Source organism: Streptomyces barringtoniae (assembly GCF_020819595.1).
GTDB classification, from domain to species: domain Bacteria; phylum Actinomycetota; class Actinomycetes; order Streptomycetales; family Streptomycetaceae; genus Streptomyces; species Streptomyces barringtoniae.
On record NZ_JAJHNP010000004.1, the window covers coordinates 98,530 to 120,026 of the forward strand.

Annotated in this window: 22 protein-coding genes; 15 read left to right on the plus strand and 7 right to left on the minus strand. The window is 72.3% G+C overall.

From position 1 onward, the window contains the following. Positions 1–146: 146 nt before the first annotated feature. The 10 genes from LMU33_RS07550 (at position 147) to LMU33_RS07595 (ending at position 12,065) form a co-directional block, all read left to right on the plus strand. Positions 147–704: a hypothetical protein gene (locus LMU33_RS07550; RefSeq protein WP_228618531.1), complete on the plus strand. Its 558-nt coding sequence runs from the start codon at positions 147–149 to the stop codon at positions 702–704. A 64-nt stretch (positions 705–768) separates the two neighbouring features. Further along, on the plus strand, positions 769–1,386 hold the full coding sequence (locus LMU33_RS07555) for a TetR/AcrR family transcriptional regulator (protein ID WP_228618533.1): 618 nt from the start codon (positions 769–771) through the stop codon (positions 1,384–1,386). A 116-nt stretch (positions 1,387–1,502) separates the two neighbouring features. Continuing rightward, positions 1,503–3,734 (plus strand): molybdopterin oxidoreductase family protein, encoded by a 2,232-nt coding sequence (locus tag LMU33_RS07560; RefSeq protein ID WP_228618534.1) that lies wholly within the window; start codon positions 1,503–1,505, stop codon positions 3,732–3,734. Positions 3,735–3,860: 126 nt separating this feature from the next. Then, a complete protein-coding gene (locus LMU33_RS07565) occupies positions 3,861–5,246 on the plus strand; it encodes a CitMHS family transporter (RefSeq protein ID WP_228618536.1) in 1,386 nt (461 codons plus the stop codon). A gap of 31 nt (positions 5,247–5,277) precedes the next feature. After that, complete coding sequence (locus LMU33_RS07570; RefSeq protein WP_228618537.1) at positions 5,278–6,513, plus strand: MFS transporter; 1,236 nt, start codon at positions 5,278–5,280, stop codon at positions 6,511–6,513. Positions 6,514–6,613: 100 nt separating this feature from the next. Continuing rightward, complete coding sequence (locus LMU33_RS07575; protein WP_228618539.1) at positions 6,614–7,303, plus strand: hypothetical protein; 690 nt, start codon at positions 6,614–6,616, stop codon at positions 7,301–7,303. Beyond that, positions 7,290–7,976, plus strand: coding sequence for a class F sortase (locus LMU33_RS07580; protein WP_228618541.1), 687 nt, complete (start codon positions 7,290–7,292; stop codon positions 7,974–7,976). Before LMU33_RS07575 ends, LMU33_RS07580 begins: the two co-directional genes overlap by 14 nt. Before the next feature lie 136 nt (positions 7,977–8,112). Further along, a complete protein-coding gene (locus tag LMU33_RS07585; RefSeq protein WP_228618542.1) occupies positions 8,113–9,453 on the plus strand; it encodes an ABC transporter ATP-binding protein in 1,341 nt (446 codons plus the stop codon). Between the two features lie 125 nt (positions 9,454–9,578). Further along, on the plus strand, positions 9,579–10,967 hold the full coding sequence (locus tag LMU33_RS07590; protein ID WP_228618544.1) for an aldehyde dehydrogenase family protein: 1,389 nt from the start codon (positions 9,579–9,581) through the stop codon (positions 10,965–10,967). 15 nt (positions 10,968–10,982) lie between these two features. Further along, positions 10,983–12,065, plus strand: a complete 1,083-nt coding sequence (locus tag LMU33_RS07595; RefSeq protein ID WP_228618545.1) for a Zn-dependent alcohol dehydrogenase — start codon at positions 10,983–10,985, stop codon at positions 12,063–12,065. A gap of 3 nt (positions 12,066–12,068) precedes the next feature. On the opposite strand, the gene LMU33_RS07600 is transcribed toward LMU33_RS07595, so the two are convergent. The 3 genes from LMU33_RS07600 to LMU33_RS07610 form a co-directional block, all read right to left on the minus strand. Further along, positions 12,069–13,007 carry a DMT family transporter gene (locus LMU33_RS07600; RefSeq protein WP_228618546.1) on the minus strand — a complete coding sequence of 313 codons (939 nt, stop codon included), beginning with the start codon at positions 13,005–13,007 and terminating at the stop codon, positions 12,069–12,071. A gap of 152 nt (positions 13,008–13,159) precedes the next feature. Continuing rightward, positions 13,160–13,873 carry an ArsR/SmtB family transcription factor gene (locus LMU33_RS07605; RefSeq protein WP_228618548.1) on the minus strand — a complete coding sequence of 238 codons (714 nt, stop codon included), beginning with the start codon at positions 13,871–13,873 and terminating at the stop codon, positions 13,160–13,162. Positions 13,874–13,913: 40 nt separating this feature from the next. Continuing rightward, on the minus strand, positions 13,914–14,573 hold the full coding sequence (locus LMU33_RS07610; protein WP_228618549.1) for a TetR/AcrR family transcriptional regulator: 660 nt from the start codon (positions 14,571–14,573) through the stop codon (positions 13,914–13,916). Between the two features lie 102 nt (positions 14,574–14,675). Between LMU33_RS07610 and LMU33_RS07615 the strand changes: the two genes are divergently transcribed. The 3 genes from LMU33_RS07615 (at position 14,676) to LMU33_RS07625 (ending at position 16,899) form a co-directional block, all read left to right on the plus strand. Further along, entirely contained in the window at positions 14,676–15,827 is a 1,152-nt protein-coding gene (locus LMU33_RS07615) for an acyl-CoA dehydrogenase family protein (protein ID WP_228619069.1), read from the plus strand. An 87-nt stretch (positions 15,828–15,914) separates the two neighbouring features. Further along, positions 15,915–16,202 (plus strand): YiaA/YiaB family inner membrane protein, encoded by a 288-nt coding sequence (locus LMU33_RS07620; protein ID WP_228618551.1) that lies wholly within the window; start codon positions 15,915–15,917, stop codon positions 16,200–16,202. A 73-nt stretch (positions 16,203–16,275) separates the two neighbouring features. After that, positions 16,276–16,899 carry a TetR/AcrR family transcriptional regulator gene (locus LMU33_RS07625; protein WP_228618553.1) on the plus strand — a complete coding sequence of 208 codons (624 nt, stop codon included), beginning with the start codon at positions 16,276–16,278 and terminating at the stop codon, positions 16,897–16,899. Between the two features lie 10 nt (positions 16,900–16,909). On the opposite strand, the gene LMU33_RS07630 is transcribed toward LMU33_RS07625, so the two are convergent. Then, a complete protein-coding gene (locus tag LMU33_RS07630; RefSeq protein WP_228618555.1) occupies positions 16,910–17,371 on the minus strand; it encodes a MaoC family dehydratase in 462 nt (153 codons plus the stop codon). A 116-nt stretch (positions 17,372–17,487) separates the two neighbouring features. Between LMU33_RS07630 and soxR the strand changes: the two genes are divergently transcribed. Next, positions 17,488–17,946: a redox-sensitive transcriptional activator SoxR gene (gene soxR / locus LMU33_RS07635; RefSeq protein ID WP_228618556.1), complete on the plus strand. Its 459-nt coding sequence runs from the start codon at positions 17,488–17,490 to the stop codon at positions 17,944–17,946. A gap of 27 nt (positions 17,947–17,973) precedes the next feature. On the opposite strand, the gene LMU33_RS07640 is transcribed toward soxR, so the two are convergent. Further along, a complete protein-coding gene (locus LMU33_RS07640; protein ID WP_228618558.1) occupies positions 17,974–19,041 on the minus strand; it encodes an RNA ligase (ATP) in 1,068 nt (355 codons plus the stop codon). 148 nt (positions 19,042–19,189) lie between these two features. Between LMU33_RS07640 and LMU33_RS07645 the strand changes: the two genes are divergently transcribed. Continuing rightward, positions 19,190–19,924, plus strand: a complete 735-nt coding sequence (locus LMU33_RS07645; protein WP_228618560.1) for a hypothetical protein — start codon at positions 19,190–19,192, stop codon at positions 19,922–19,924. Here the strand turns inward: LMU33_RS07645 and LMU33_RS07650 are convergent. Further along, entirely contained in the window at positions 19,870–20,598 is a 729-nt protein-coding gene (locus tag LMU33_RS07650; RefSeq protein WP_228618561.1) for a 3-keto-5-aminohexanoate cleavage protein, read from the minus strand. The genes LMU33_RS07645 and LMU33_RS07650 overlap by 55 nt on opposite strands. Before the next feature lie 112 nt (positions 20,599–20,710). Beyond that, positions 20,711–21,313, minus strand: coding sequence for a hypothetical protein (locus LMU33_RS07655; protein WP_228618563.1), 603 nt, complete (start codon positions 21,311–21,313; stop codon positions 20,711–20,713). Positions 21,314–21,497: the final 184 nt, after the last annotated feature.

Consider the following 21,497-nt stretch of genomic DNA (forward strand, 5'->3'; position numbering starts at 1 on the left):
CCCTGATTCCTATGTATCACCGTAGGAATAGGCGGAGGCAGGCGCAAGAGGTCCGCGCATACTCCGCCAGGGGGACCTCGCGGGGCGGACGGAACCAGACTTCAGACGGATTCGGGTGAGCGGAGGGTTGTTCTACTCTCCAGGGCATGCCGAGGACGTCGTGGACCCGCAGGACGCTCGCCGCGCTCGCGGCGTGCGTCCTGCTGCCGCTCGGCGCGGCGGCCTGCGCGTCCGGGCACACCCACGACGGCACGGTCCCGCCCTCGCCGGTCGGCAAGGTCCTGGACGACACCGACTCGACCGGCCGGCATCTGCGCGAGGTCGACAAGAGGGACGCACCGCAGGTCGGTGTCGAGGTGACCCCGCACTCCGGCGGGGGCTGGGACGTCCGGCTGACCTTCCGCCACTTCCGCTGCTCCGCACCCGGTAGCGGGTCCACGGCGGTCAGCGGACGCGGGCTCGTGTACCTCTTCGTCGACAGCCGCCGGATCACCGGGCTGCGCGCCGGCGGGTACCACCTGCCCGACGCTCTCGTCCCGCGCGGCACCCACCACGTCACCGCCCGCCTGTACGCCGACGACGGCACCGTGTGGGCCGTGCACGGCAAGCCGGTGCAGAGCAGCGCCGACATTACGGTGTCGGACCCGGAGACGGCGTCGGGCGGGCCCCCGGCCGGCGCGGCGGCCCCGGTCGCCGGGAAATGAGTGCACCGGCCACTCTTCGCCGTACTGGAGGGCGAGGTTCACCCGGTCCCGGCGGAGAGGCATCATGAAGTCCGTGCCCCACGCGACATCGCTCCGCCGTGCGCCCGTCCAGCGGCGCAGCGCCGAACGGCTGACCAGGATCCTCGACGCCTGCGCCGAACTCCTCGACGAGGTCGGCTACGACGCCCTGAGCACCCGCGCGGTCGCCCTGCGCGCCGGTGTGCCCATCGGCTCCGTCTACCGCTTCTTCGGCAACAAGCGGCAGATGGCCGACGCCCTCGCCCAGCGCAACCTGGAGCGGTACACCGAGCGGGTCACCGAGCGGCTGAGGAAGGCGAGCACGGGGGACTGGCGGGCCGCGATGGACGCCGTCCTGGACGAGTACCTGGCCATGAAGCGCACCGCACCCGGCTTCGCCCTGGTCGACTTCGGCAACCAGATACCGGTCGGCGCCCGCCATGCCGAGCCCAACACCCGCGTCGCCGACCGCCTCACCGACCTGCTCTCCGGCTACCTCGGCCGCACCCCCGACGACGACCTGCGCCGGGTCTTCCTGGTCGCCGTGGAGAGCGCGGACGCCCTCGTCCAGCTGGCCTTCCGGACCGACCCGGACGGCGACGAGGCGATCATCGCCGAGACCCGGGAGCTGCTGCGGGCGTATCTGGCCCGCGTCCTGGACTGACCTTCGACGGCCATCGTTCACATGAAGAGACCTCCCCTCCATGCATACCGGTCGGTATGCTCGCCTCGAGCCGCTCCGCGCTCGCCCGGTACCGCCGCCGACCTCCGGGAGGACCCGTGTCCCGCACCGCCCTGCGAATCTGCCCCCTGTGCGAGGCCACCTGCGGGCTGACCCTCACCATCGAGGGCACCCGTGTCACCGGCGCCCGCGGTGACCGCGAGGACGTCTTCAGCAAGGGCTTCATCTGCCCCAAGGGCGCCTCCTTCGGCGCCGTCGACTCCGACCCCGACCGGCTGCGCACCCCGCTCGTGCGCCGGGACGGCGAACTGCGCGAGGCCACCTGGGAGGAGGCCTTCGACGCGGTCGCCGCAGGGCTCCGCCCCGTGGTGGAGGGGCACGGCGCGGACTCCGTCGGCGTGGTCCTCGGCAACCCCAACGTGCACACCGTGGCCGGTGCCCTCTACCCGCCGGTCCTCCTCGCCGGCCTGCGCACCCGCAGCCTGTTCACCGCCTCCACGGTCGACCAGATGCCCAAGCACGTCTCCAGCGGGCTGCTCTTCGGCGACGCGAACGCCATCCCCGTGCCGGACCTGGACCACACCGACCACCTGCTGCTCATCGGCGCCAACCCGCTGGAGTCCAACGGCAGTCTGTGCACCGCCCCCGACTTCCCGGGCAGGCTCAAGGCGCTCAAGGCCCGCGGCGGCCGGCTGACCGTGGTGGACCCGCGCCGCACCCGCACCGCGCGGCTCGCCGACCGGCACCTGGCGATCCGCCCCGGCGCCGACGCCCTGCTGCTCGCCGCGATGGCGCACACCCTCTTCGCGGAGGACCTGGCCGACCTCGCCCACCTCGCCCCGCACGTCCAGGGCCTCGACGAACTCCGGGAGTCCATACGGGACTTCACCCCCGAAGCCGTGGCCGGGGCCTGTGACATCGACGCGCCGACCATCCGCAGCCTCGCCCGTGAACTCGCCGCCGCCCCCACCGCCGCCGTCTACGCCCGCATCGGCAGCTGCACCGTCCCGCACGGCACCCTGGCCAGCTGGCTGGTGGACGTCCTCAACGTCCTCACCGGCAATCTGGACCGGCCCGGCGGCGCCCTCTTCCCGCAGGCCGCCACCGACAGGACGCCCCGCCCGGCAGGCCCGGGCCGCGGCTTCGGGCTCGGCCGCTGGCACTCCCGGGTACGGCACCTGCCCGAGGCCAAGGGCGAGTTGCCGCTCTCCGCGCTCGCCGAGGAGATCGACACCGTGACGGACCAGGGCGAGCCGGTCCGTGCGCTGATCGTCGTGGCCGCCAACCCGGTGCTGTCCGCACCCGACGGCGACCGCCTCGACAAGGCCCTGGACTCCCTCGACTTCATGGTCAGCGTCGACCCGTACCTGAACGAGACCTCCCGCCACGCCGACGTCGTCCTGCCCCCGCCCCCGCCCTCGCAGAGCCCGCACCACGACTTCGCCTTCAACACCCTCGCCGTACGCAACCAGGTCCGCTACACCCGTCCCGCGGTCCCGCTGGAGCCCGGCCGCATGGCCGAGAGCGAGATCCTCGCCCGGCTGATCCTCGCCGCCACCGGCATGCACGGCGCCGACCCCGCCGCCGTGGACGCCATGGTCGTCGACCAGGCCCTGGGCAAGGCCGTCCAGGAGAAGCACTCGCCGGTGTACGGCCGTGATCCGAAGGAACTCGCCGGGCAGCTCACCGGCGAGAGCGGCCCCGAGCGGCGGCTGGACATGATGCTGCGCCTCGGCCCGTACGGCGACGGCTTCGGCGTACGACCCGACGGGCTGACCCTGGCCAGGCTGCTCGCCCACCCGCACGGCATCGACCTCGGCCCCCTGCGTCCGCGCCTGCCGCAGCCGCTGAAGACCCGCAGCGGCAAGGTGGAGCTGCTGCCCGAGCCGATCGCCGCCGACCTGCCCCGGCTGCGTCAGGCCCTGCGCGAGCGGCCCGCCGGGCTCGTCCTCGTGGGCCGGCGCCATCTGCGGTCCAACAACAGCTGGATGCACAACGTGCCCGCGCTCACCGGCGGCTCCAACCGCTGCACCCTGCACATCCACCCCGAGGACGCGGCCCGGCTCGGTGTCCGGGACGGGGCGGACGTACGGGTGAAGGGCGCCGGGGGAGAGGTGGTGGCGCCGGCCGAGGTCACCGATGCCGTACGGCCCGGGGTGGTGAGCCTCCCGCACGGCTGGGGCCACGACCGCCCCGGCACCCGCCTCGGCCACGCCGCGACCGCACCCGGCGTCAACGTCAACCAGCTCCTCGACGGCAGCCTGCTCGACCCACTCTCGGGCAACGCGGTCCTCAACGGCATCCCCGTCCAGCTCGCCGCAAGCCTGTGACCTGGACTTTCGCGCTTATTGCTCATGCGTCAACATCTTGTTAACGCCAGTCGACGGGACCTAACGTCATCGCACCGCCGACCCCCAGGTGGGATGTTCAAGGGCGAACGTTAGGTATCCACTCATATGCTGACCATCCTCGGCTTCGCCATGATCGCGACCTTCCTGGTCCTGATCATGTTGAAGAAGATGTCGCCGATCGCGGCGCTCGTGCTCATACCCGCGCTGTTCTGCGTTTTCGTGGGCAAGGGCGCCGAGCTCGGCGACTACGTCATCGACGGCGTCACCGGCCTCGCCCCCACCGCGGCGATGCTCATGTTCGCGATCGTCTACTTCGGTGTGATGATCGACGTCGGCCTCTTCGACCCGATCGTGCGAGGCATCCTCAGGTTCTGCAAGGCCGACCCGCTGCGCATCGTCGTCGGCACGGCGGTGCTCGCCGCGATCGTCTCCCTCGACGGCGACGGCTCCACCACCTTCATGATCACCGTCTCGGCGATGTACCCGCTGTACAAGCGCCTGAAGATGTCCCTGGTCGTGATGACCGGCGTGGCCGCCATGGCCAACGGAGTGATGAACACGCTGCCGTGGGGCGGCCCGACCGCCCGGGCCGCCACCGCGCTGAAGGTCGACGCGAGCGACATCTTCGTGCCGATGATCCCGGCCCTCGCCGTGGGCCTGCTGTTCGTCCTCGTCCTCGCCTACGTCCTCGGCCGCCGCGAGCGCAAGCGGCTCGGGGTGCTCACGCTGGACGCGGTGCTGGTGGAGGAGAAGGAGACCGTCCTGGTGGGCGCCGGCTCCGGAAAGTCCCCGGCGAACAGCGGAACTTCGGGCCCCGGTCTGCCCGAGGGCCCGGACGGCGACGACGGCTTCCAGGGCCTCGACCCGCACCGCGAGACCCTGCGCCCCGGGCTGTACTGGTTCAACGGGCTGCTCACGGTCGCCCTGCTCACCGCCATGATCATGGAGTGGCTGCCGATCCCGGTGCTGTTCCTCATCGGCGCGGCGCTCGCCCTGACCGTCAACTTCCCGCACATGCCCGACCAGAAGGCCCGGATCGGCGCCCACGCCGAGAACGTCCTGAACGTCTCCGGCATGGTCTTCGCCGCCGCCGTCTTCACCGGCGTCCTCCAGGGCACCGGCATGGTCGACCACATGGCCAAGTGGCTGGTCGGCAACGTCCCCGCCGGCATGGGCCCGCACATGGCCCTGGTCACCGGCGTGCTGAGCATCCCGCTCACCTACTTCATGTCCAACGACGGCTTCTACTTCGGCGTCCTTCCGGTGCTCGCCGAGGCGGGCCACGCGCACGGCGTCTCCTCCCTGGAGATAGCCCGCGCCTCGATCATCGGCCAGCCGCTGCACATGTCCAGCCCGCTCGTCCCCGCCGTCTACGTCCTGGTCGGCACGGCCAAGGTCGAGTTCGGCGACCACACCCGGTTCGTGGTCAAGTGGGCCGCCCTGACATCCCTGGTGGTGCTCGGGGCAGGAATCCTCTTCGGCATCATCTGATCCATCGACTCGATCGACGGAGGTCGTCATCATGGCGCCCGGTGGGAACCGCGGCTGGCTGTTCCGCCTCGTCCTCGCCTTCGGCTTCGCGCAGGGGGCGGTGTCGATGGCCCGGCCCGCCGTCTCCTACCGGGCCCTGGCGCTCGGCGCCGACGAGCGGGCGGTCGGCGTCATCGCCGGCGTCTACGCCCTGCTCCCGCTCTTCGCCGCCGTACCGCTCGGCCGGCGCACCGACCACGGCCGCTGCGCACCGCTGCTCCCGGCGGGCGTGGTCCTGATCACCGGCGGCTGCGCGCTGAGCGGACTGTCCGGGTCCCTGTGGACGATGGCCCTGTGGAGCGGGGTGATGGGCCTCGGCCACCTCTGCTTCGTCATCGGCGCCCAGTCGCTGGTCGCCCGCCAGTCCGCGCCGCACGAACAGGACCGCAACTTCGGGCACTTCACCATCGGCGCCTCCCTCGGCCAGCTCATCGGCCCGCTCGCCGCCGGCGCCCTGATCGGCGGCCCCGACATGGCCCGCAGCAGCGCGCTCGCGCTCGTGGTGGCGGGCGCCGGCGCGGCGGTCGCCTGCACCTCGCTGTGGCGCATCGAGGACCGTACGGCCGTCAACTCCCGTCCGGCGCAAGGGGAGCGGGTGCCGGTCGGCCGTATCCTGCGCGCCCGTGGCGTGCCGGCGGGCATGCTCGTCAGCCTGTCCGTCCTGTCCGCGACCGACATCCTCACCGCCTACCTGCCGGTGGTCGGCGAGCACCGGGGCATCGCCCCCTCGGCGGTAGGCGTCCTGCTCAGCCTCCGCGCCGGTGCCACCATCGCCTGCCGCCTGGTCCTGACCCCGCTGCTCCGGCTGCTCGGCCGCCCCGCACTGCTGACCCTGACCTGCCTCCTGGCGGCGCTCCTGTGCGCGGGAGTCGCCCTGCCGGTGCCGGTGTGGGCACTGGCCGTGATGCTCACGCTCCTGGGCTTCTGCCTGGGAGTCGGCCAGCCGCTGTCGATGACGACGGTGGTGCAGGCGGCGCCCGAGGCGGCCCGCTCCACGGCGCTCGCGCTGCGGCTGACCGGCAACCGGCTGGGCCAGGTCGTGGCCCCGGCCGCCGCCGGCCTGGTCGCGGGCCTGGCCGGGGTGGCGGCGCCGTTCGTGATGCTGGGGGCGTTGCTGCTGCTGTCGTCGGCGGTGGCGCGGCGGTCGCCGGAGCGGCCCGAGGGGCGGGCGGACACCCCGCGGCAGGGGCGGGCGGGCTCCGGACTGCGCCACACGAGCGAACTCTGACGGCGCACCGGGTGTCGGTTCGTCAGTAGAGGTGGACATCAAGCACAGTCCAGTCGAAAGAACGATTTGTATGAAAATCGTCTGACTCGGAGGAATGTGCATGCCCACCACAACCTCACCACGTGCCTTCCGCTCCCGTGCGGGCGCCACTGTCGTCCTCACCGCCCTCGCCGCGGCGGGTGCGTCGTGGGTGGTGGCGCCGACCGCTGCGGCCCAAGGGGAAAACGGCGACATCAGGGTGCACAGCGTGGGCGTTCCCTACGGTGTGTCGAGGGACGAGCCGACCGTCTGCAGGTTCTACCTCGATGCCGTCAACTTCGACATCCTGCCCAACATCCCCTACATCATCCAGGCGCAGCCCCCACTGCCCAGCGCCGCCACCGTCACCGGTGTCATCCAGCTCGCCGGCGGCGCCGGACACACCGACGCGATCGGCCTGACCGACGGCCAGTACAAGCTCACCTGGGTCGCCGCGGGTGCCGTCAAGGAGAAGCTCTTCCGCGTCAACTGCCATGAACGGCACGACGAGGGGCACGACGAGGGGCACGGTCCGAACGGTCAGATCGAGGACCACCGCGACCACGACCACAGGGACCAGGACGGCCCGGGCTGGGGCAGGAGGGACGACAACGATCCGCCGAGGGGCGGTGTGCACGCGGGCGGTGGTGGACTCATCGACACGGCCGCCGCGTACTCGCCCGTTGCCGCCGCGGGTGCCGTGGGCCTGATCGCGGTCGGCGGTGGCGTGTACGTCCGCCGGAACCGCCGCCGGCCTCATGGCGCCGCGTAGACGCAAGAGGAGGCCCTGGTACCGGACCCGCGCCTACCGCCTCACCAGGACGGCCCTGCTGGTGACCGTCCTGGTGACGGTCGGCAGCAGGTGCGGGGGCGGCCACGCCGGGACCGGCCGGCCGGGCGACCCGGACGCGGTGGCGGCCGCCGGCGGACCGGGCGGCAGCGGGGAGCGATCCTGCGAGCCCCCCGCCGGACCCCCGCCCGGCCCGCTGCCCCGGTCCCGGCCGACGTCCTTCCGCGTCCCCTCCCTGGGCATCGACGCACCGATCACGGCCATCGGGCTCGACAGGGAACGACAGCTGGAGGCTCCGCCCGTGGACGAGCCCAAGCTGGTCGGCTGGTACGAGGGCGGCCCCACGCCGGGCGAGTCCGGCACCGCGATCGCCGTCGGCCACCGGGACACCAGGACCGGCCCCGCCGTCTTCGCCGCGCTCGCCCAGGTCAAGCCCTGCAGGCTCATCGAGGTGCGGCGCGCCGACGGCCGTACCGCCGTCTACGCCGTCGACAGGATGAAGGTCTACGACAAGGCCGGCTTCCCGGACAAGGAGGTCTACGCCCAGACCGGCCGACCGGAGCTCCGCGTGCTGACCTGCGGCGGCTTCTACACCCGGCGCTCGGGCTACACGAGCAACGCGGTGGTCTTCGCACACCTGATCGCGACCAAGTGACGGGACGGGCCGCGCGATGTCTTCCCCCGGCCCGCCACATTCCGTTAACTTCCGTGACTCACAGGCCCCGTTCGACCCGCGGGGTCTTCGGACCACGGAGCAGCGGCGCTCCGGACAGCCCCCGAGGGCGGCACGCATGACACGCGCCATCGCACTGCACGACGTGAGCAAGTCCTACGCACGCGGCCAGCGCGTGGTCGACGGCCTCTCGCTGGACATCGCGCCCGGCGAGTTCCTGGTCCTGCTCGGCCCGTCCGGCTGCGGCAAGTCCACCGTGCTGCGGATGATCGCCGGCCTGGAGGACATCGACGCGGGCGAGCTGCTGCTCGACGGGGAGTTCGCCAACCACTGGCAGCCCTCCGAGCGGGGCATGGCCATGGTCTTCCAGAACTTCGCCCTCTATCCGAACATGACCGGACGCGACAACATCGGCTTCCCGCTGCGCATCGAGGACCCCGGCGCCGACCCCGCCCCCCGCGTCTTTGCCACCGCCCGCATGCTGGGCATCGAGGACCTGCTCGACCGCTTCCCCAGCCAGCTCTCCGGCGGCGAGCGGCAGCGCGTCGCCATGGGCCGGGCCATCGCCCGCCACCCCTCCGCCTTCCTGATGGACGAGCCGCTGTCCAACCTCGACGCCAAGCTCCGCAACCACCTGCGCGCCGAAATATCCCAGCTCACCCGCGAGTTGGGGGTGACCACGGTGTACGTCACCCACGACCAGGCCGAGGCGATGTCCCTCGGCGACCGGGTCGCCGTGCTGCGCGGGGGAGTGCTCCAGCAGGTCGGCACCCCGCGCCAGGTCTACGCACTGCCCCGCAACGTCTTCACCGCAGCCTTCATCGGCACCCCGCGCATCAACCTGCTGCGCGGCCTGGTGCGCGCCCCGCTGGACGGCGCCATGACGATCAGCCTGGGCAAGCAGGCCCTCCGGCTGCCCGAACCGCTGTCCCTGGACCACCAGTTGCTGCGCGTGCAGCAGGGCCGCGAGGTCATCGTGGGACTGCGCTCGGAGGCGGTGCGCATCGCCAGGCACAGCTCCGCCCGGCCGGGGGAGGTGGCGATCACCGGACTGGTGGAGCATGTGGAGTTCCAGGGGCACGAGATCCTCGTCCACTTCAACACCGGCTCCCGCCCCGCCGTCGTACCCGAACTGGAGGCCCCGCGCCCCGCCGCCCGGCCGGCGCGACGGCGGCGCAGGGAAGGTGCGACCGTGCTGGACCGGCTGCGGGAACGGGCGGGGTCGCGGCGCGCCGGGCCGGTGGTGGTGCTCGAACACCCCGGGGACACCGGGCCCGAGCCCGCGCCGCCGGAGGGCCGGCTCCCCGGCGACCTGGTGGTGCGCACCACCCCGGACCTCCGGCTGCAGCACGGCATGCAGGTCCCGCTCCTCGTCGACCTCGCCCATCTCTTCGTCTTCGACCAGCAGGGCGACCGCATCTGCCCGTCCCCCGACCGGCTGCCCGACCTGGACGAGTGAGCTGGACCACCCGCACGAGTGAGTACCGCCCGCCCCGGCGATGATGTCCTGGTACGTCTGGCGCCAAAAAACTAACATCGCTAGTTTGTGTGCCGGACGACGCAGACCCGCCGGGAGGAAGCAGCATGAAGGCACACGACGGCCTGTACATCGACGGCGCCTGGCGCCCCGCCGAGAACACGGATGTCATCGAGGTCGTGAACCCGGTCGACGAGCAGGTCATCGCCAGGGTCCCGGCGGGTGGCGCCCTCGACGTCGACACCGCCGTGCGCGCGGCCCGCGCCGCCCTGCCCGCCTGGGCCGCAACGCCGCCGGCCGAGCGCGCCGCCCGCCTCACCGCCCTCCGTGACGTCCTCGTGGCCCGCAAGGACGAGATCGCCGAGACGGTCACCGCCGAACTGGGTGCCCCGCTGCAGTTCTCGCAGGCCGTGCACGCGGCCGTGCCGATCGCCGTCGCCGGCTCCTACGCCGGGCTGGCCGCGACCCACTCCTTCGAGGAGAAGGTCGGCAACTCCACCGTGCTGCACGAGCCCGTCGGGGTGGTCGGTGCGATCACCCCCTGGAACTACCCCCTGCACCAGATCGTCGCCAAGGTCGGCCCGGCGCTCGCCGCGGGCTGCACGATCGTCCTCAAACCTGCCGAGGACACCCCGCTCACCGCCCAGCTGTTCGCCGAGGCCGTCCACGAGGCCGGCGTGCCGGCCGGTGTGTTCAACCTGGTCACCGGCCTCGGCCCGGTCGCCGGTCAGGCGCTCGCCGAGCACCCGGGCGTGGACCTGGTCTCCTTCACCGGCTCCACCGCGGTCGGCAGGCAGATCGGCGCGGTGGCGGGCGCGGCCGTCAAGAGGGTGGCCCTCGAACTCGGCGGCAAGTCCGCCAACGTCATCCTGCCGAGCGCCGACCTCACCAAGGCGGTGAACGTCGGTGTGGCGAACGTGATGTCCAACTCCGGCCAGACCTGCAGCGCCTGGACCCGCATGCTGGTCCACCGCGACCAGTACGACGAGGCGGTCGAGCTGGCCGCCGCGGCCGCCGCCAGGTACGGCGAGCGCATCGGCCCGGTCGTCAACGCCAAGCAGCAGGCACGGGTGCGCGGTTACATCGAGAAGGGCATCGCCGAGGGCGCCCGCCTGGTCGCCGGCGGCCCCGAATCCCCTCAGGAGAAGGGCTACTTCGTCAGCCCCACGGTCTTCGCGGACGTGACCCCGGAGATGACGGTCGCCCAGGAGGAGATCTTCGGCCCGGTCCTGTCGATTCTGAGGTACGACGACGAGGAGGACGCCCTGCGCATCGCCAACGGCACGGTCTACGGCCTCGCCGGCGCCGTCTGGGCGGGCGACGAGGCCGAGGCGGTGGCCTTCGCCCGGCGCATGGACACCGGCCAGGTGGACATCAACGGCGGCCGGTTCAACCCCCTCGCCCCCTTCGGCGGCTACAAGCAGTCCGGGGTCGGCCGGGAACTCGGCGCGCACGGACTCACCGAGTACCTCCAGACCAAGTCCCTCCAGTTCTAAGGAAGTACCCGAGACATGGCCGTACGAGCCGCCGTCCTGCCCGCCATCGGCGCACCCCTGGAGATCACCGGCATCGAGCTGCCCGACCCGGGCCCCGGACAGGTCCGGGTCCGCCTCGCCGCCGCCGGCGTCTGCCACTCCGACCTGTCCCTGTCCAACGGCACCATGCGCGTCCCGGTCCCGGCCGTCCTCGGCCACGAGGGCGCCGGCACGGTGGTGGCCGTGGGCGAGGGCGTCACCCATGTCGCCGCGGGTGACGCCGTCGTCCTCAACTGGGCCCCGTCCTGCGGGAGTTGCCACGCCTGCACGCTCGGCGAGGTCTGGCTGTGCGCCAACGCCCTGAACGGCGCCGCCGACGTCCACGCCCGCACCACCGACGGCACCGACCTGCACCCCGGCCTGAACGTGGCCGCGTTCGCCGAGGAGACGGTCGTCGCCGCGTCCTGTGTGCTGCCCCTGCCGGAGGGCGTGCCGCTGGTGGACGCCGCCCTCCTCGGCTGCGCCGTCCTCACCGGCTACGGCGCCGTCCACCACTCGGCGAAGGTCCGCCCGGGCGAGACGGTGGCCGTCTTCGGCGCGGGCGGAGTCGGCCTCGCCACCCTCCAGTCGGCCCGCATCGCGGGCGCGTCCAGGATCATCGCGGTCGACGTCTCCCCGGCGAAGGAGGAGCTGGCCCGCGCGGCCGGCGCCACCGACTTCGTCCTCGCCTCCGGGAACACCCCCCGTGAGATCCGCGCCCTCACCGGCAAGCAGGGCGTCGACGTCTCGGTCGAGTGCGTGGGCCGCGCGGTGTCGATCCGCGCCGCCTGGGACTCCACCCGCCGGGGCGGGCGTACGACGGTCGTCGGCATCGGCGGCAAGGACCAGGAGGTCACCTTCAACGCGCTGGAGATCTTTCACTGGGGCCGCACCCTGTCGGGCTGTGTCTACGGCAACACCGACCCCGCCCGCGACATCCCGGTGCTCGCCGGCCACGTGCGGGAGGGCCGCCTGGACCTCTCCGCGCTGGTGACGGAGCGGATCGCCCTGGAGGGCATCCCGGCCGCCTTCGAGAACATGCTTGCGGGCAAGGGCGGCCGGGCGCTGGTGGTGTTCTGAGGGTCAGGTGACCTTCTCGGGTCGCGGCTCCTCGCCGGCCGCGACCCGGACCGTCCGGCCGCCACGGGCCCGGGACCGCGACACCGCCACGCCCGCGAGACACAGCACACCGCCGCCCAGCGTGAGCGCGCCCGGCACCTCGCCGAGCGTCAGCCACGACATCAGCACCACCAGCGCGGGCACCGCGTACGTCGTCACGCCCATCCGGCTGGCGGTCGTACGGGCCAGGGCGTAGGCCCAGGTCGTGAAGGCGAGGGCGGTCGGGAAGACACCCAGGTAGACCATGTTCAGGGTCGCCGACGCGGGCGCGTGGGCCACCTCGTGCGCCAGCTGCCCGGCGAACGGCAGACACGCCACGGCCCCGACCAGACACCCGAACGTCGTCACCTGCAGGGCACTGGCGTGCCCCAGGGCCGGCTTCTGCGCGACGACGCCGGAGGCGTACGCCACGGCGGCGAGCAGGCACAGCACCACGCCGAGCACCGAGTTGCCGCCGCCGCCCGACATCGACAGTCCCACGGTCACCGCGCCCGCGAACGACACGGCCATCCCGGCCAGCAGCCGCGGCGGCATCGGATCACCGAGCAGCCGGGCGCCGAGCAGGGCGATCAGCAGCGGGCCGACGTTCACGACGAGAGCGGCGGTACCGGCGTCCACCCGCTGCTCGCCCCAGTTCAGGACGGCCATGTAGAAGCCGAACCACAGCAGCCCGGAGAGCAGGATGCCGCGCCAGGCGGCCCTGGGCGGCAGCCCCTCGCGGCGTACGGCCCATATGACCCCCAGCGCGAGGGCCCCCGACGCCAGCCGCCCGAGGGCCAGCGCACCGGGGGAGTACTCCTGCCCCGCACTCCGGATCGCCACGAAGGCCGACGCCCAGAGCACGACGGTCACGCAGGCGGCGCCGGCGGGGAGAAGACGTTGACGTGGGTCGGCGTTCATCATGCTCCCGAGGTTAGATACCGGTCTTCTTGCGGGCTGGCGGATATCGGACAGGGCGCCTGCAGCGCCCCGTGAGGGGCGCGGGGAACCGCGCGAGCAGCCCACCACGGACCGCACTCGGCGGACCAGGGCACGTCCCACCCCGGTAGCCGCACTCAGCACAGCTCCTCCCGCGAGATACCCAGCAAGGACGCCAACTCCCGCTCCCCCGACGGAGTCACCTTCACCGCCCGCTGCGACCCGATCCGCACGCACCACCCGGCATCCAGCGCATGCCGGCACAACGCGGCCCCCGCCACCCCCGCGAGATGGGGCCGCCGCTCGGTCCAGTCCAGGCATGCACGGGCCAGCGGACGCCGGCCCGACACCTCAAGAGCGATCCCCGCCGCACGGAACCAGTCCACGCCCGTGTCCGTGAGCGCGAACCCGGTGTCCTGCCGCAGCAACCCCCGCAGGGTCAGCGCGTCCGTGACGGCGATCCCGAGCCGCCCGGCGAGATGGTCGTAACAGGTACGCCCCCGAGCCATCGCGGACCCTGCACTCGATTCCCGCAGCGTCCGCGGAGAGTGCCGTACAGCCGCCGGAGGCAACCGCGCGGCGAGGTCCTCGACGAGCTCCGCCGCGCGGGCGTCGGCGAGCCGCACATACCGGTGCCGCCCCTGCCGTTCCTCCGCGAGCAGGCCCCCGGCCACCAGCTTGTCCAGGTGCTCGCTGAGCGTCGATGCGGCGACCCCCGCGTGCCGGGCCAGCTCACCGGCCGTCCAGGCCCGCCCGTCGAGCAGGGCCAGCAGACAGGCGGCCCGGGTCTCGTCGGCGATCAGGGCGGCGAGCGCGGCCAGGGCGGCGGCCTGCGGATCCTTGGCGGTCATACCGCCCAGCATGCGACACGGACACTTCGGCCCCACCGAATTATCGCTGCACGCTCTGCTGTACCTGCTGCCGTACCTGCTCGTACTGCTGTGCCAGCCCGTCCAGCAGCGCCGTCAGGCCGGTCTCGAAGGCCCGCTCGTCGATCTTCTCCTGCTGCTCGGCGAGCAGATGAGCCTGGCCGAGGTGGGGATAGTCGGCCGGGTCGTACGCGCTCGCGTCGTCCACGAAGCCCCCGGCGAACGAACCGAGCGCCGAGCCCATGATGAAGTACCGCATCAGCGCGCCGATGGAAGTCGCCTGGGCCGGCGGCCAGCCGGCGTCGACCATCGCGCCGTACACCGCGTCCGCGAGCCGCAGGGCGGCCGGGCGGCGGCCCGGGCCCCGGGCCAGTACCGGGACGATGTTGGGGTGGTCGCGCAGGGCGGCCCGGTAGGAGACGGCCCAGTCGTGCAGCGCGGTGCGCCAGTCCCGGCCGTCCTCGAACATCGACAGGTCCACCAGACCGCTCACCGAGTCGGCGACCGCCTCCAGGATCTCGTCCTTGGTGCGGAAGTGGTTGTAGAGCGAGGGTCCGCTCACCCCCAATTCGGCGGCGAGCCGGCGGGTGGAGACGGCCGCCAGGCCCTCCCGGTCCACGAGTTCCCGGGCCGTCTCGACGATCCGGTCGGTGCTGAGGAGGGGCTTGCGCGGTCGGGCCATGGCGCACATAGTAGGGCTGCGTGCGGAAACTAGCAGTGCTAATTTAAATGTACGGCTTTCAAGATCCGTCGCTGGATTCTTTCTGTGTGGGGTGATCGCGTGGTGAACCTGGAGCTGAGCGAGGAGCAGGCCGCCGTACGGCAGCTCGCCCGGGACTTCGTGGAGCGCGAGATCGCCCCGCACGTCGTCGCCTGGGACCGGGCCGAGGAGGTCGACCGGGGCATCGTGAAGAAGCTCGGCGAGGTCGGCTTCCTGGGGCTGACCATCGACGAGGAGTACGGCGGCGCCGGCGGTGACCACCTCGCCTACTGCCTGGTCACCGAGGAACTGGGCCGAGGGGACTCCTCGGTCCGCGGGATCGTCTCGGTCTCCCTCGGGCTCGTCGCCAAGACGGTCGCCGCCTGGGGCGACGAGGAGCAGAAACGGCGCTGGCTGCCGGGGCTGACCGCGGGCGAGTACGTGGGCTGCTTCGGCCTCACCGAGCCCGGCACCGGCTCCGACGCGGGCAACCTCACCACCCGCGCCGTACGCGACGGCGACGACTACGTCATCAACGGCACGAAGATGTTCATCACCAACGGCACCTGGGCCGATGTGGTCCTGCTCTTCGCCCGTTCCACCGGCGACCCCGGCCACAAGGGCGTCTCCGCCTTCCTCGTGCCCACCGACACCCCCGGCCTGACCCGCCGCGCCATCCACGGCAAGCTCGGCCTGCGCGGCCAGGCCACCGCCGAACTCGTCCTGCAGGACGTGCGGGTGCCCGCGTCGGCGATGCTGGGACAGGAGGGCAAGGGCTTCTCCGTCGCCATGTCCGCGCTCGCCAAGGGGCGGATGTCGGTCGCCGCGGGCTGTGTCGGGATAGCCCAGGCGGCGCTGGACGCCGCCGTGCGGTACGCCGGCGAGCGCGAGCAGTTCGGCAAACCGATCGCCCGCCACCAGCTGGTGCAGGAGCTGATCAGCGACATCGCCGTCGACGTGGACGCCGCGAGGCTGCTCACCTGGCGCGTCGCCGATCTGATCGACCGCGGGCAGCCGTTCGCCGTCGAGTCCTCCAAGGCCAAGCTGTTCGCCTCCGAGGCCGCCGTCCGCGCCGCCAACAACGCCCTGCAGGTCTTCGGCGGTTACGGCTACATCGACGAGTACCCGGCCGGCAAACTCCTGCGCGACGCCCGCGTGATGACCCTCTACGAGGGCACCAGTCAGATCCAGAAGCTGCTCATCGGGCGTGCCCTGACCGGGGTTTCGGCGTTCTGAGCACTTCCCGGACACACGTCGTCCCTGAGTACGTGTCTGAGTACTTCGGCGGATGTGGCGCGGGACACGTCCGCCGATGCTTCTGCCATGAGTGACACACCGGTCAAGCAGCAGAGCACGGCCGCGTTCTACGGGCAGGCCGTCGCGTCCTTCTCCATCGCCATGGCGGCCACGGCCGTCGGCATCTACCAGCTGGACACCAGCGCCTGGGTCCGGGCCTTCCTCGCCATCGCCGTCCTCTACCTCGTCACCTCCGCCTTCACCCTCGCCAAGGTGATCCGGGACCGCCAGGAGGCCGGCCAGATCGTCAGCCGCGTCGACCAGGCGCGGCTGGAGAAGCTGCTGGCCGAACACGATCCCTTCGAAAAGCTCTGACCGGCTGCACTAAGCGCTCGCTCACCGTCGACGGTATGGTGGTGCTCCTGCCATCGAGAGGGGCGAGCGAGCGATGAGTACGGCGGAGGAGACGACCGGCGGCGAAGTGGAGCCGTGGGAAGAGGTCACCCCGGACGCGGCCCGACGGCTGCTCGTCGCCGCCGTGGAGGCCTTCGCCGAGCGCGGCTACCACGCGACGACCACCCGCGACATCGCGGGCCGGGCCGGCATGAGCCCGGCCGCGCTCTACATCCACTACAAGACCAAGGAAGAGCTGCTCCACCGGATCAGCCGGATCGGGCACGACAAGGCCCTCGACATCCTGCGCACGGCCGCGCGGCGGGAGGGCACCGCGACCGAGCGGCTGGCCGACGCCGTCAGCTCCTTCGTCCGCTGGCACGCCGGGCGGCGCACCACCGCCCGGGTCGTGCAGTACGAACTCGACGCCCTCGGCCCCGAGGCCCGCGCCGAGATCGTCGCGCTGCGCCGCCAGGTCGACGCCGAGGTGCGCGGGATCATCGAGGACGGCGTGGCCTCGGGCGAGTTCGACGTGCTGGACGTGCACGGCACCACGCTCGCCGTGCTGTCGCTGTGCATCGACGTGGCCCGCTGGTTCACCGTGAACGGCCCGCGCACCCCCGAGGAGGTCGGCGCGCTCTACGCCGACCTCGTGCTCCGGATGGTCGGGGCCCAGTAGGGCCCTGGGCTCAGACGTAGTACCGGGACACCGACTCCGCGACGCACACCGGCTTGTCGCCGCCCTCGCGCTCCACGGTGAAGGCGACGGCCACCTGGACGCCGCCGGTGACGTCCTCGACGCCGGTGATCCTCCCGGTGGCGCGCAGCCGGGAGCCGACGGGGACGGGGGAGGGGAAGCGGACCTTGTTGGTGCCGTAGTTCACGCCCATCGTCGCGCCCTCGACCCGGATCAGCTGCGGGCCGAACAGCGGGAGCAGCGAGAGCGTGAGATAGCCGTGGGCGATGGTGGTCCCGAAGGGGCCCGTCGCGGCCTTCTCGGGGTCCACGTGGATCCACTGGTGGTCGCCCGTGGCCTCGGCGAACAGGTCGATGCGCTTCTGGTCGACCTCCAGCCAGTCGGTGTACCCCAGCTGCTCGCCGACGGCCGACTTCAGCTCGTCGGGGGAGGTGAAGGTCCTCGGTTGTGCCATGTGCCCGGCCTCTCGCTCGCATGTCGCCCACGTCTCTAAGCAACTGCTTAGCATGGTCGGGTGTGGGGCGCCTGTCAACGATCGGGACGGGCACCGGGACGACTAGGCTCTGAGGAGTGCCCCAGATTCCCGAGAAGATCCACGAGCTGACCGTCGGCCAGTTGGCCGCGCGCAGCGGCGCCGCGGTGTCCGCCCTGCACTTCTACGAGTCCAAGGGCCTGATCACCAGTCGCCGCACGCCCGGCAACCAGCGCCGCTACAGCCGTGACACCCTGCGCCGGGTCGCCTTCGTACGGGCCGCGCAGCGGGTCGGCATTCCGCTGGCCACGATCCGGGACGCCCTCGCCGAGCTTCCCGAGGAACGCACGCCGACGCGGGAGGACTGGGCGCGGCTGTCGGAGAAGTGGCGCTCGGAGCTCGACGAACGCATCAAGCAGCTGAACCGGCTGCGCGACCACCTCACCGACTGCATCGGGTGCGGGTGCCTGTCCCTGGAGAACTGCGTGCTGTCCAACCCGGACGACGTGTTCGGCGAACGGCTGACCGGGTCGCGGCTGTTGGCGGAGGGGCGCTGAGATCCGGGCAACCGCAGCGCCGTCGCCTCACTCGTACTCGGTCCCGCCCTTGCGCGTCAGGTACGCCGGGCTCACCGCCTTCGCGATCGCCCGGCCGCCGGTCACCGCGCTGTACCGCTCCACGGCGGGCCGTACCACCAGGCCCTCCCGCAGATGCAGCCCCCGCCCGGACACCGTCTCCCGTCCGCTCGCGCACTCCAGCACCCGGTCGATGTCGTACGGCCCCACGTACAGCCGAGGCACCACCGGCAGCTCCCCCGCCAGCAGCTCCGCCGCGTCCAGCCAGCGCACGGCGCCGTCCACGTCCGCCGAGACGTCGAACGCCGCGTACCCCAGGGTGTCCCGCCGCCCGTCGGCGCCGTACGACAGGTCCTGCACGCCCGCGCCGTACACCTCACCGAAGATGCCGATCCGGCGTGCACCGAGCCGCTCGGCCAGCCGGGCCGCCGCCTCGGCGACGCCGTGTCCCCGGATCGCCCGCCAGTACAGGTTCCGCGGATCCTCCTTCAGGGCCAGCGACTTGGCGCCGAAGCCCTTGGAGGACACGAACACCCGCCCCTCGTCGGCGACATACGTCAGCAGGCAGGCCGAGCCGTGGAGCTTCTCCGTCAGGACGACCGGCTCGCCCGGGGTGAAGATGTCCGGGTAACGCTGGATGTTCTCGATGTCCACCCACGGCAGCAGGTCGGGAGCGGACTCCACCTCGCCGTTCATGGTCGGCGGGATCGGCGGCACCCACTTGGTGATGCCCAGCCGCTCCGCGAAGTCCGTCCCCTCGGCCGCCGCCCGCACCAGGTCGACGTCCGCCAGCGCCTTCGGCCGGCACACGATGCCCTGCGACAGCTCGCCGCGCAGCCGCACCGCCTTGACCCGGTTGGCCTCGCCGCCCGCCAGCCGTCCCGTCAGACCCAGCTCCTCGATCAGCCCGGCCGGGAGCACGGACTGCTCGGGGACGTAGACGGCGGCCTCACCGGTGCGGTACGCACCCTTGGCGACGACGGCCCGGTACAGGCCCACCTGGGCCAGCTCGAGCGCGTCGGCGTTCGGATGGTCGTGGACGGTCAGCACTTCGGCGGTGACCCGCAGGGTGGACATGGGACTCCCCGTGTTCATCGGTTCGGTTTCATCGGCTCCACTGTCCGGACGGAAATCGGGTGGAGCGAGCCGATTTACGGCTGATAGCGTCAGCGTCTTCGGCCGGCCCGGCGCCGCGCACGGAGTATCGAACGGGGGCCCGACTCCCTTGCCCACGCCCGCCCTTGCCGCCGCGCTCGCGGACATCGACACCGTCTTCAACGGCTTCTCCAGCCCCACGGAGACCGGCTGCGAGCGCTGTTTCGCGCCGGAGGAGACGGCGTATCTGCGCACGCCCTGCACACGTCTGCCACCCGCCCTGCTGAGCCGGTTCGTGCGCAAGGTCCCGGACCACTTCGAGGACCACGCCGCCGTGCTGCGGCGCCTGCTGCCCCAGTGCGCGCACGCGATGGCGGACGGCACCCTGGACGACGTCGGCTGGGCACCGCACGGGCTGAGCCGGGTGGAGTGGCGATCGTGGCCGGCCGAGCAGGCCTCGGCCGTCGAGGCGTTCGTGCTCGCCTGGTGGGAGGACGTGCTCGCGGCGCCCGAGCCGCCGTACAGCGCCGAGCACGTCTTCGAGACCTGCGCCTCGATCCTGCGCACCCTGACCCCGCTGCTCGACCGGTGGCCGGCCGGTCCCGTCGCCGACGCCCACCTCGCCGGCTGCGCCCGCTCCTGGCTGTACGACCTGGTCAACGACGACTGGCCGTTCACCTGGTGGGAGCCGGAGGACCGGGCCGCCGGTGTCGCCGAACTGCGGTCCTGGCTCGCCCGGCACGCCCCCGAGCGGCTGCGGGCCCGGGGCGAGCCGGATCTGGCGATCCGTGCCCGGCTCGTCGGCCTGCCCTACGACGAGCGCTGGAACGACCCGTACTGGACCAGCCCCTCCGCGACCAGCTGAGCATTCCCCGCCGCCCGTCGGCCGTCCGGCAGGAACAGGGTGTCCTCCAGACCGATGCGGGCGGCCAGGCCCAGCCGTCCGGCCAGCCGCAGCACCGGCCAGGTGCCGCCCTCCTCGCCGTGTAGGAGCACCGGCCGGCCGTGGGCCGTGCCCAGCTCGGTGAGCAGGGTCCGCGCCGAGGCCTCGGCGGTCGCCGGGTCCGGGTCGGTCACCTCCGCCAGCACGCGCAGCACCCTCGGCCCGAGCGGCGAGGCCGCGAACCGGGCCGCGCCGTCGGTGCCGGACCAGATGCCCGCCTCGACGCCCACACCCATGGCGACGAGCTGGTCGGCGACCGCTTCGGCGCCCGGCTCATGCCAGTTGACCGAGGCGAAGTCGGGCAGCACGGACCAGCCGCGCACCCGGGCGAGCCGGGCTTCGGGATCGGGCTCCGCCCAGGCGCCGGTCGTCACACCGACCGGCACCGGCACCTGCGCCCGTATCGCCTCCAGGGCCGGAGCGAGGACGCGCGGGGAGAGGCTGTCGTGTCCGCACGGCGTCTTCGGGTGGACGTGCACCGAGGTGGCCCCGGCCGCCACGGCCTGGGCCGCGGAACGGGCCATCTCCTCGGGGGAAGTCGGCAGCCCCGCACTCTCGGCGGCCGTGCGGCTTCCGTTGAGACACACCTGCATCATGCTGTTGATGGTGCCGGCCACCACTGACAACGGCCCCCCGTCACCGCACCGCAGGGGGCGCGGCATCCCCCAACGCACCCCCCGGACATGCCCCCCGTTGGTACAGCACTGCTCAGGCCGACATCAGCAGCCGCCCCCGCCTCGCGAACTCCAGTGCCTGCGGCGTCAGTACCGGACGCGGCACGAGGATGCCGCAGTCCGTGCAGACCGGGCCGGACGACGGTTCGTGGTCCAGGCCGTACCGCCAGACCAGACGGTCTCCGCCGCACACCGGGCAGCCCGAGCCCGGTTCCCGCTCCAGGGCGGCGATCAGCCGGCGCAGCACCTCGGCCAGCGGCGCCCCCGGATGGACCCGCGGGTCGTCGCACCAGGCGACCCCGAAGCCTCCCCAGGTCAGCCGGTGCCAGTCGTCCACGCTGCCCGGCCTGCGCAGCCCGTCGTGCTTCTCCTTCCTGCGCCGCTCGGTGAAGTCGGTCTCATAGGCGAGCCAGACGGACCGGGCCTCCTCCAGCTCCTCCAGTGCGGCCACGAGCCGCGCCGGGTCGGGGGAGCGGTCCTCGGGGCCGAAGCCCGCCCGGGAGCACAGATGGTCCCAGGTCGCCCGATGCCCGTAAGGGGCGAACTTCTCAAGGCACTTGCGCAGTGAGTAGCGCCGCAGTGCCAGATCGCAGCCCGGATCGCGTACCTGTCTCGCCAGACTCCGGAAACCGGCCATCGCCCTGCACCTCCGTCACACCTGCACCTGTACTTCGGTCACTTCGGCGTCGTCGCACGGACGTCGCCGAATAGACGTATCGACAGGCGATTCGGCTCCATCTCTTCGCGTGCTGTCTTCTGCTTTCTGCTTGCGGACTCCGGAAAGTGACGCATGTTCACCTTTAAAGCTGGGGATACCGGCG

Bases quoted from the DNA above. Each gene is read 5' to 3' on its own strand.
- LMU33_RS07550 (WP_228618531.1), top strand. From the start codon at position 147: ATGCCGAGGACGTCGTGGACCCGCAGGACGCTCGCCGCGCTCGCGGCG.
- LMU33_RS07555 (WP_228618533.1), top strand. From the start codon at position 769: ATGAAGTCCGTGCCCCACGCGACATCGCTCCGCCGTGCGCCCGTCCAG.
- LMU33_RS07565 (WP_228618536.1), top strand. From the start codon at position 3,861: ATGCTGACCATCCTCGGCTTCGCCATGATCGCGACCTTCCTGGTCCTG.
- LMU33_RS07570 (WP_228618537.1), top strand. From the start codon at position 5,278: ATGGCGCCCGGTGGGAACCGCGGCTGGCTGTTCCGCCTCGTCCTCGCC.
- LMU33_RS07575 (WP_228618539.1), top strand. From the start codon at position 6,614: ATGCCCACCACAACCTCACCACGTGCCTTCCGCTCCCGTGCGGGCGCC.
- LMU33_RS07580 (WP_228618541.1), top strand. From the start codon at position 7,290: ATGGCGCCGCGTAGACGCAAGAGGAGGCCCTGGTACCGGACCCGCGCC.
- LMU33_RS07585 (WP_228618542.1), top strand. From the start codon at position 8,113: ATGACACGCGCCATCGCACTGCACGACGTGAGCAAGTCCTACGCACGC.
- LMU33_RS07590 (WP_228618544.1), top strand. From the start codon at position 9,579: ATGAAGGCACACGACGGCCTGTACATCGACGGCGCCTGGCGCCCCGCC.
- LMU33_RS07595 (WP_228618545.1), top strand. From the start codon at position 10,983: ATGGCCGTACGAGCCGCCGTCCTGCCCGCCATCGGCGCACCCCTGGAG.
- LMU33_RS07600 (WP_228618546.1), bottom strand. From the start codon at position 13,007: ATGATGAACGCCGACCCACGTCAACGTCTTCTCCCCGCCGGCGCCGCC.
- LMU33_RS07605 (WP_228618548.1), bottom strand. From the start codon at position 13,873: ATGACCGCCAAGGATCCGCAGGCCGCCGCCCTGGCCGCGCTCGCCGCC.
- LMU33_RS07610 (WP_228618549.1), bottom strand. From the start codon at position 14,573: ATGGCCCGACCGCGCAAGCCCCTCCTCAGCACCGACCGGATCGTCGAG.
- LMU33_RS07620 (WP_228618551.1), top strand. From the start codon at position 15,915: ATGAGTGACACACCGGTCAAGCAGCAGAGCACGGCCGCGTTCTACGGG.
- LMU33_RS07625 (WP_228618553.1), top strand. From the start codon at position 16,276: ATGAGTACGGCGGAGGAGACGACCGGCGGCGAAGTGGAGCCGTGGGAA.
- LMU33_RS07630 (WP_228618555.1), bottom strand. From the start codon at position 17,371: ATGGCACAACCGAGGACCTTCACCTCCCCCGACGAGCTGAAGTCGGCC.
- LMU33_RS07640 (WP_228618558.1), bottom strand. From the start codon at position 19,041: ATGTCCACCCTGCGGGTCACCGCCGAAGTGCTGACCGTCCACGACCAT.
- LMU33_RS07650 (WP_228618561.1), bottom strand. From the start codon at position 20,598: ATGATGCAGGTGTGTCTCAACGGAAGCCGCACGGCCGCCGAGAGTGCG.
- LMU33_RS07655 (WP_228618563.1), bottom strand. From the start codon at position 21,313: ATGGCCGGTTTCCGGAGTCTGGCGAGACAGGTACGCGATCCGGGCTGC.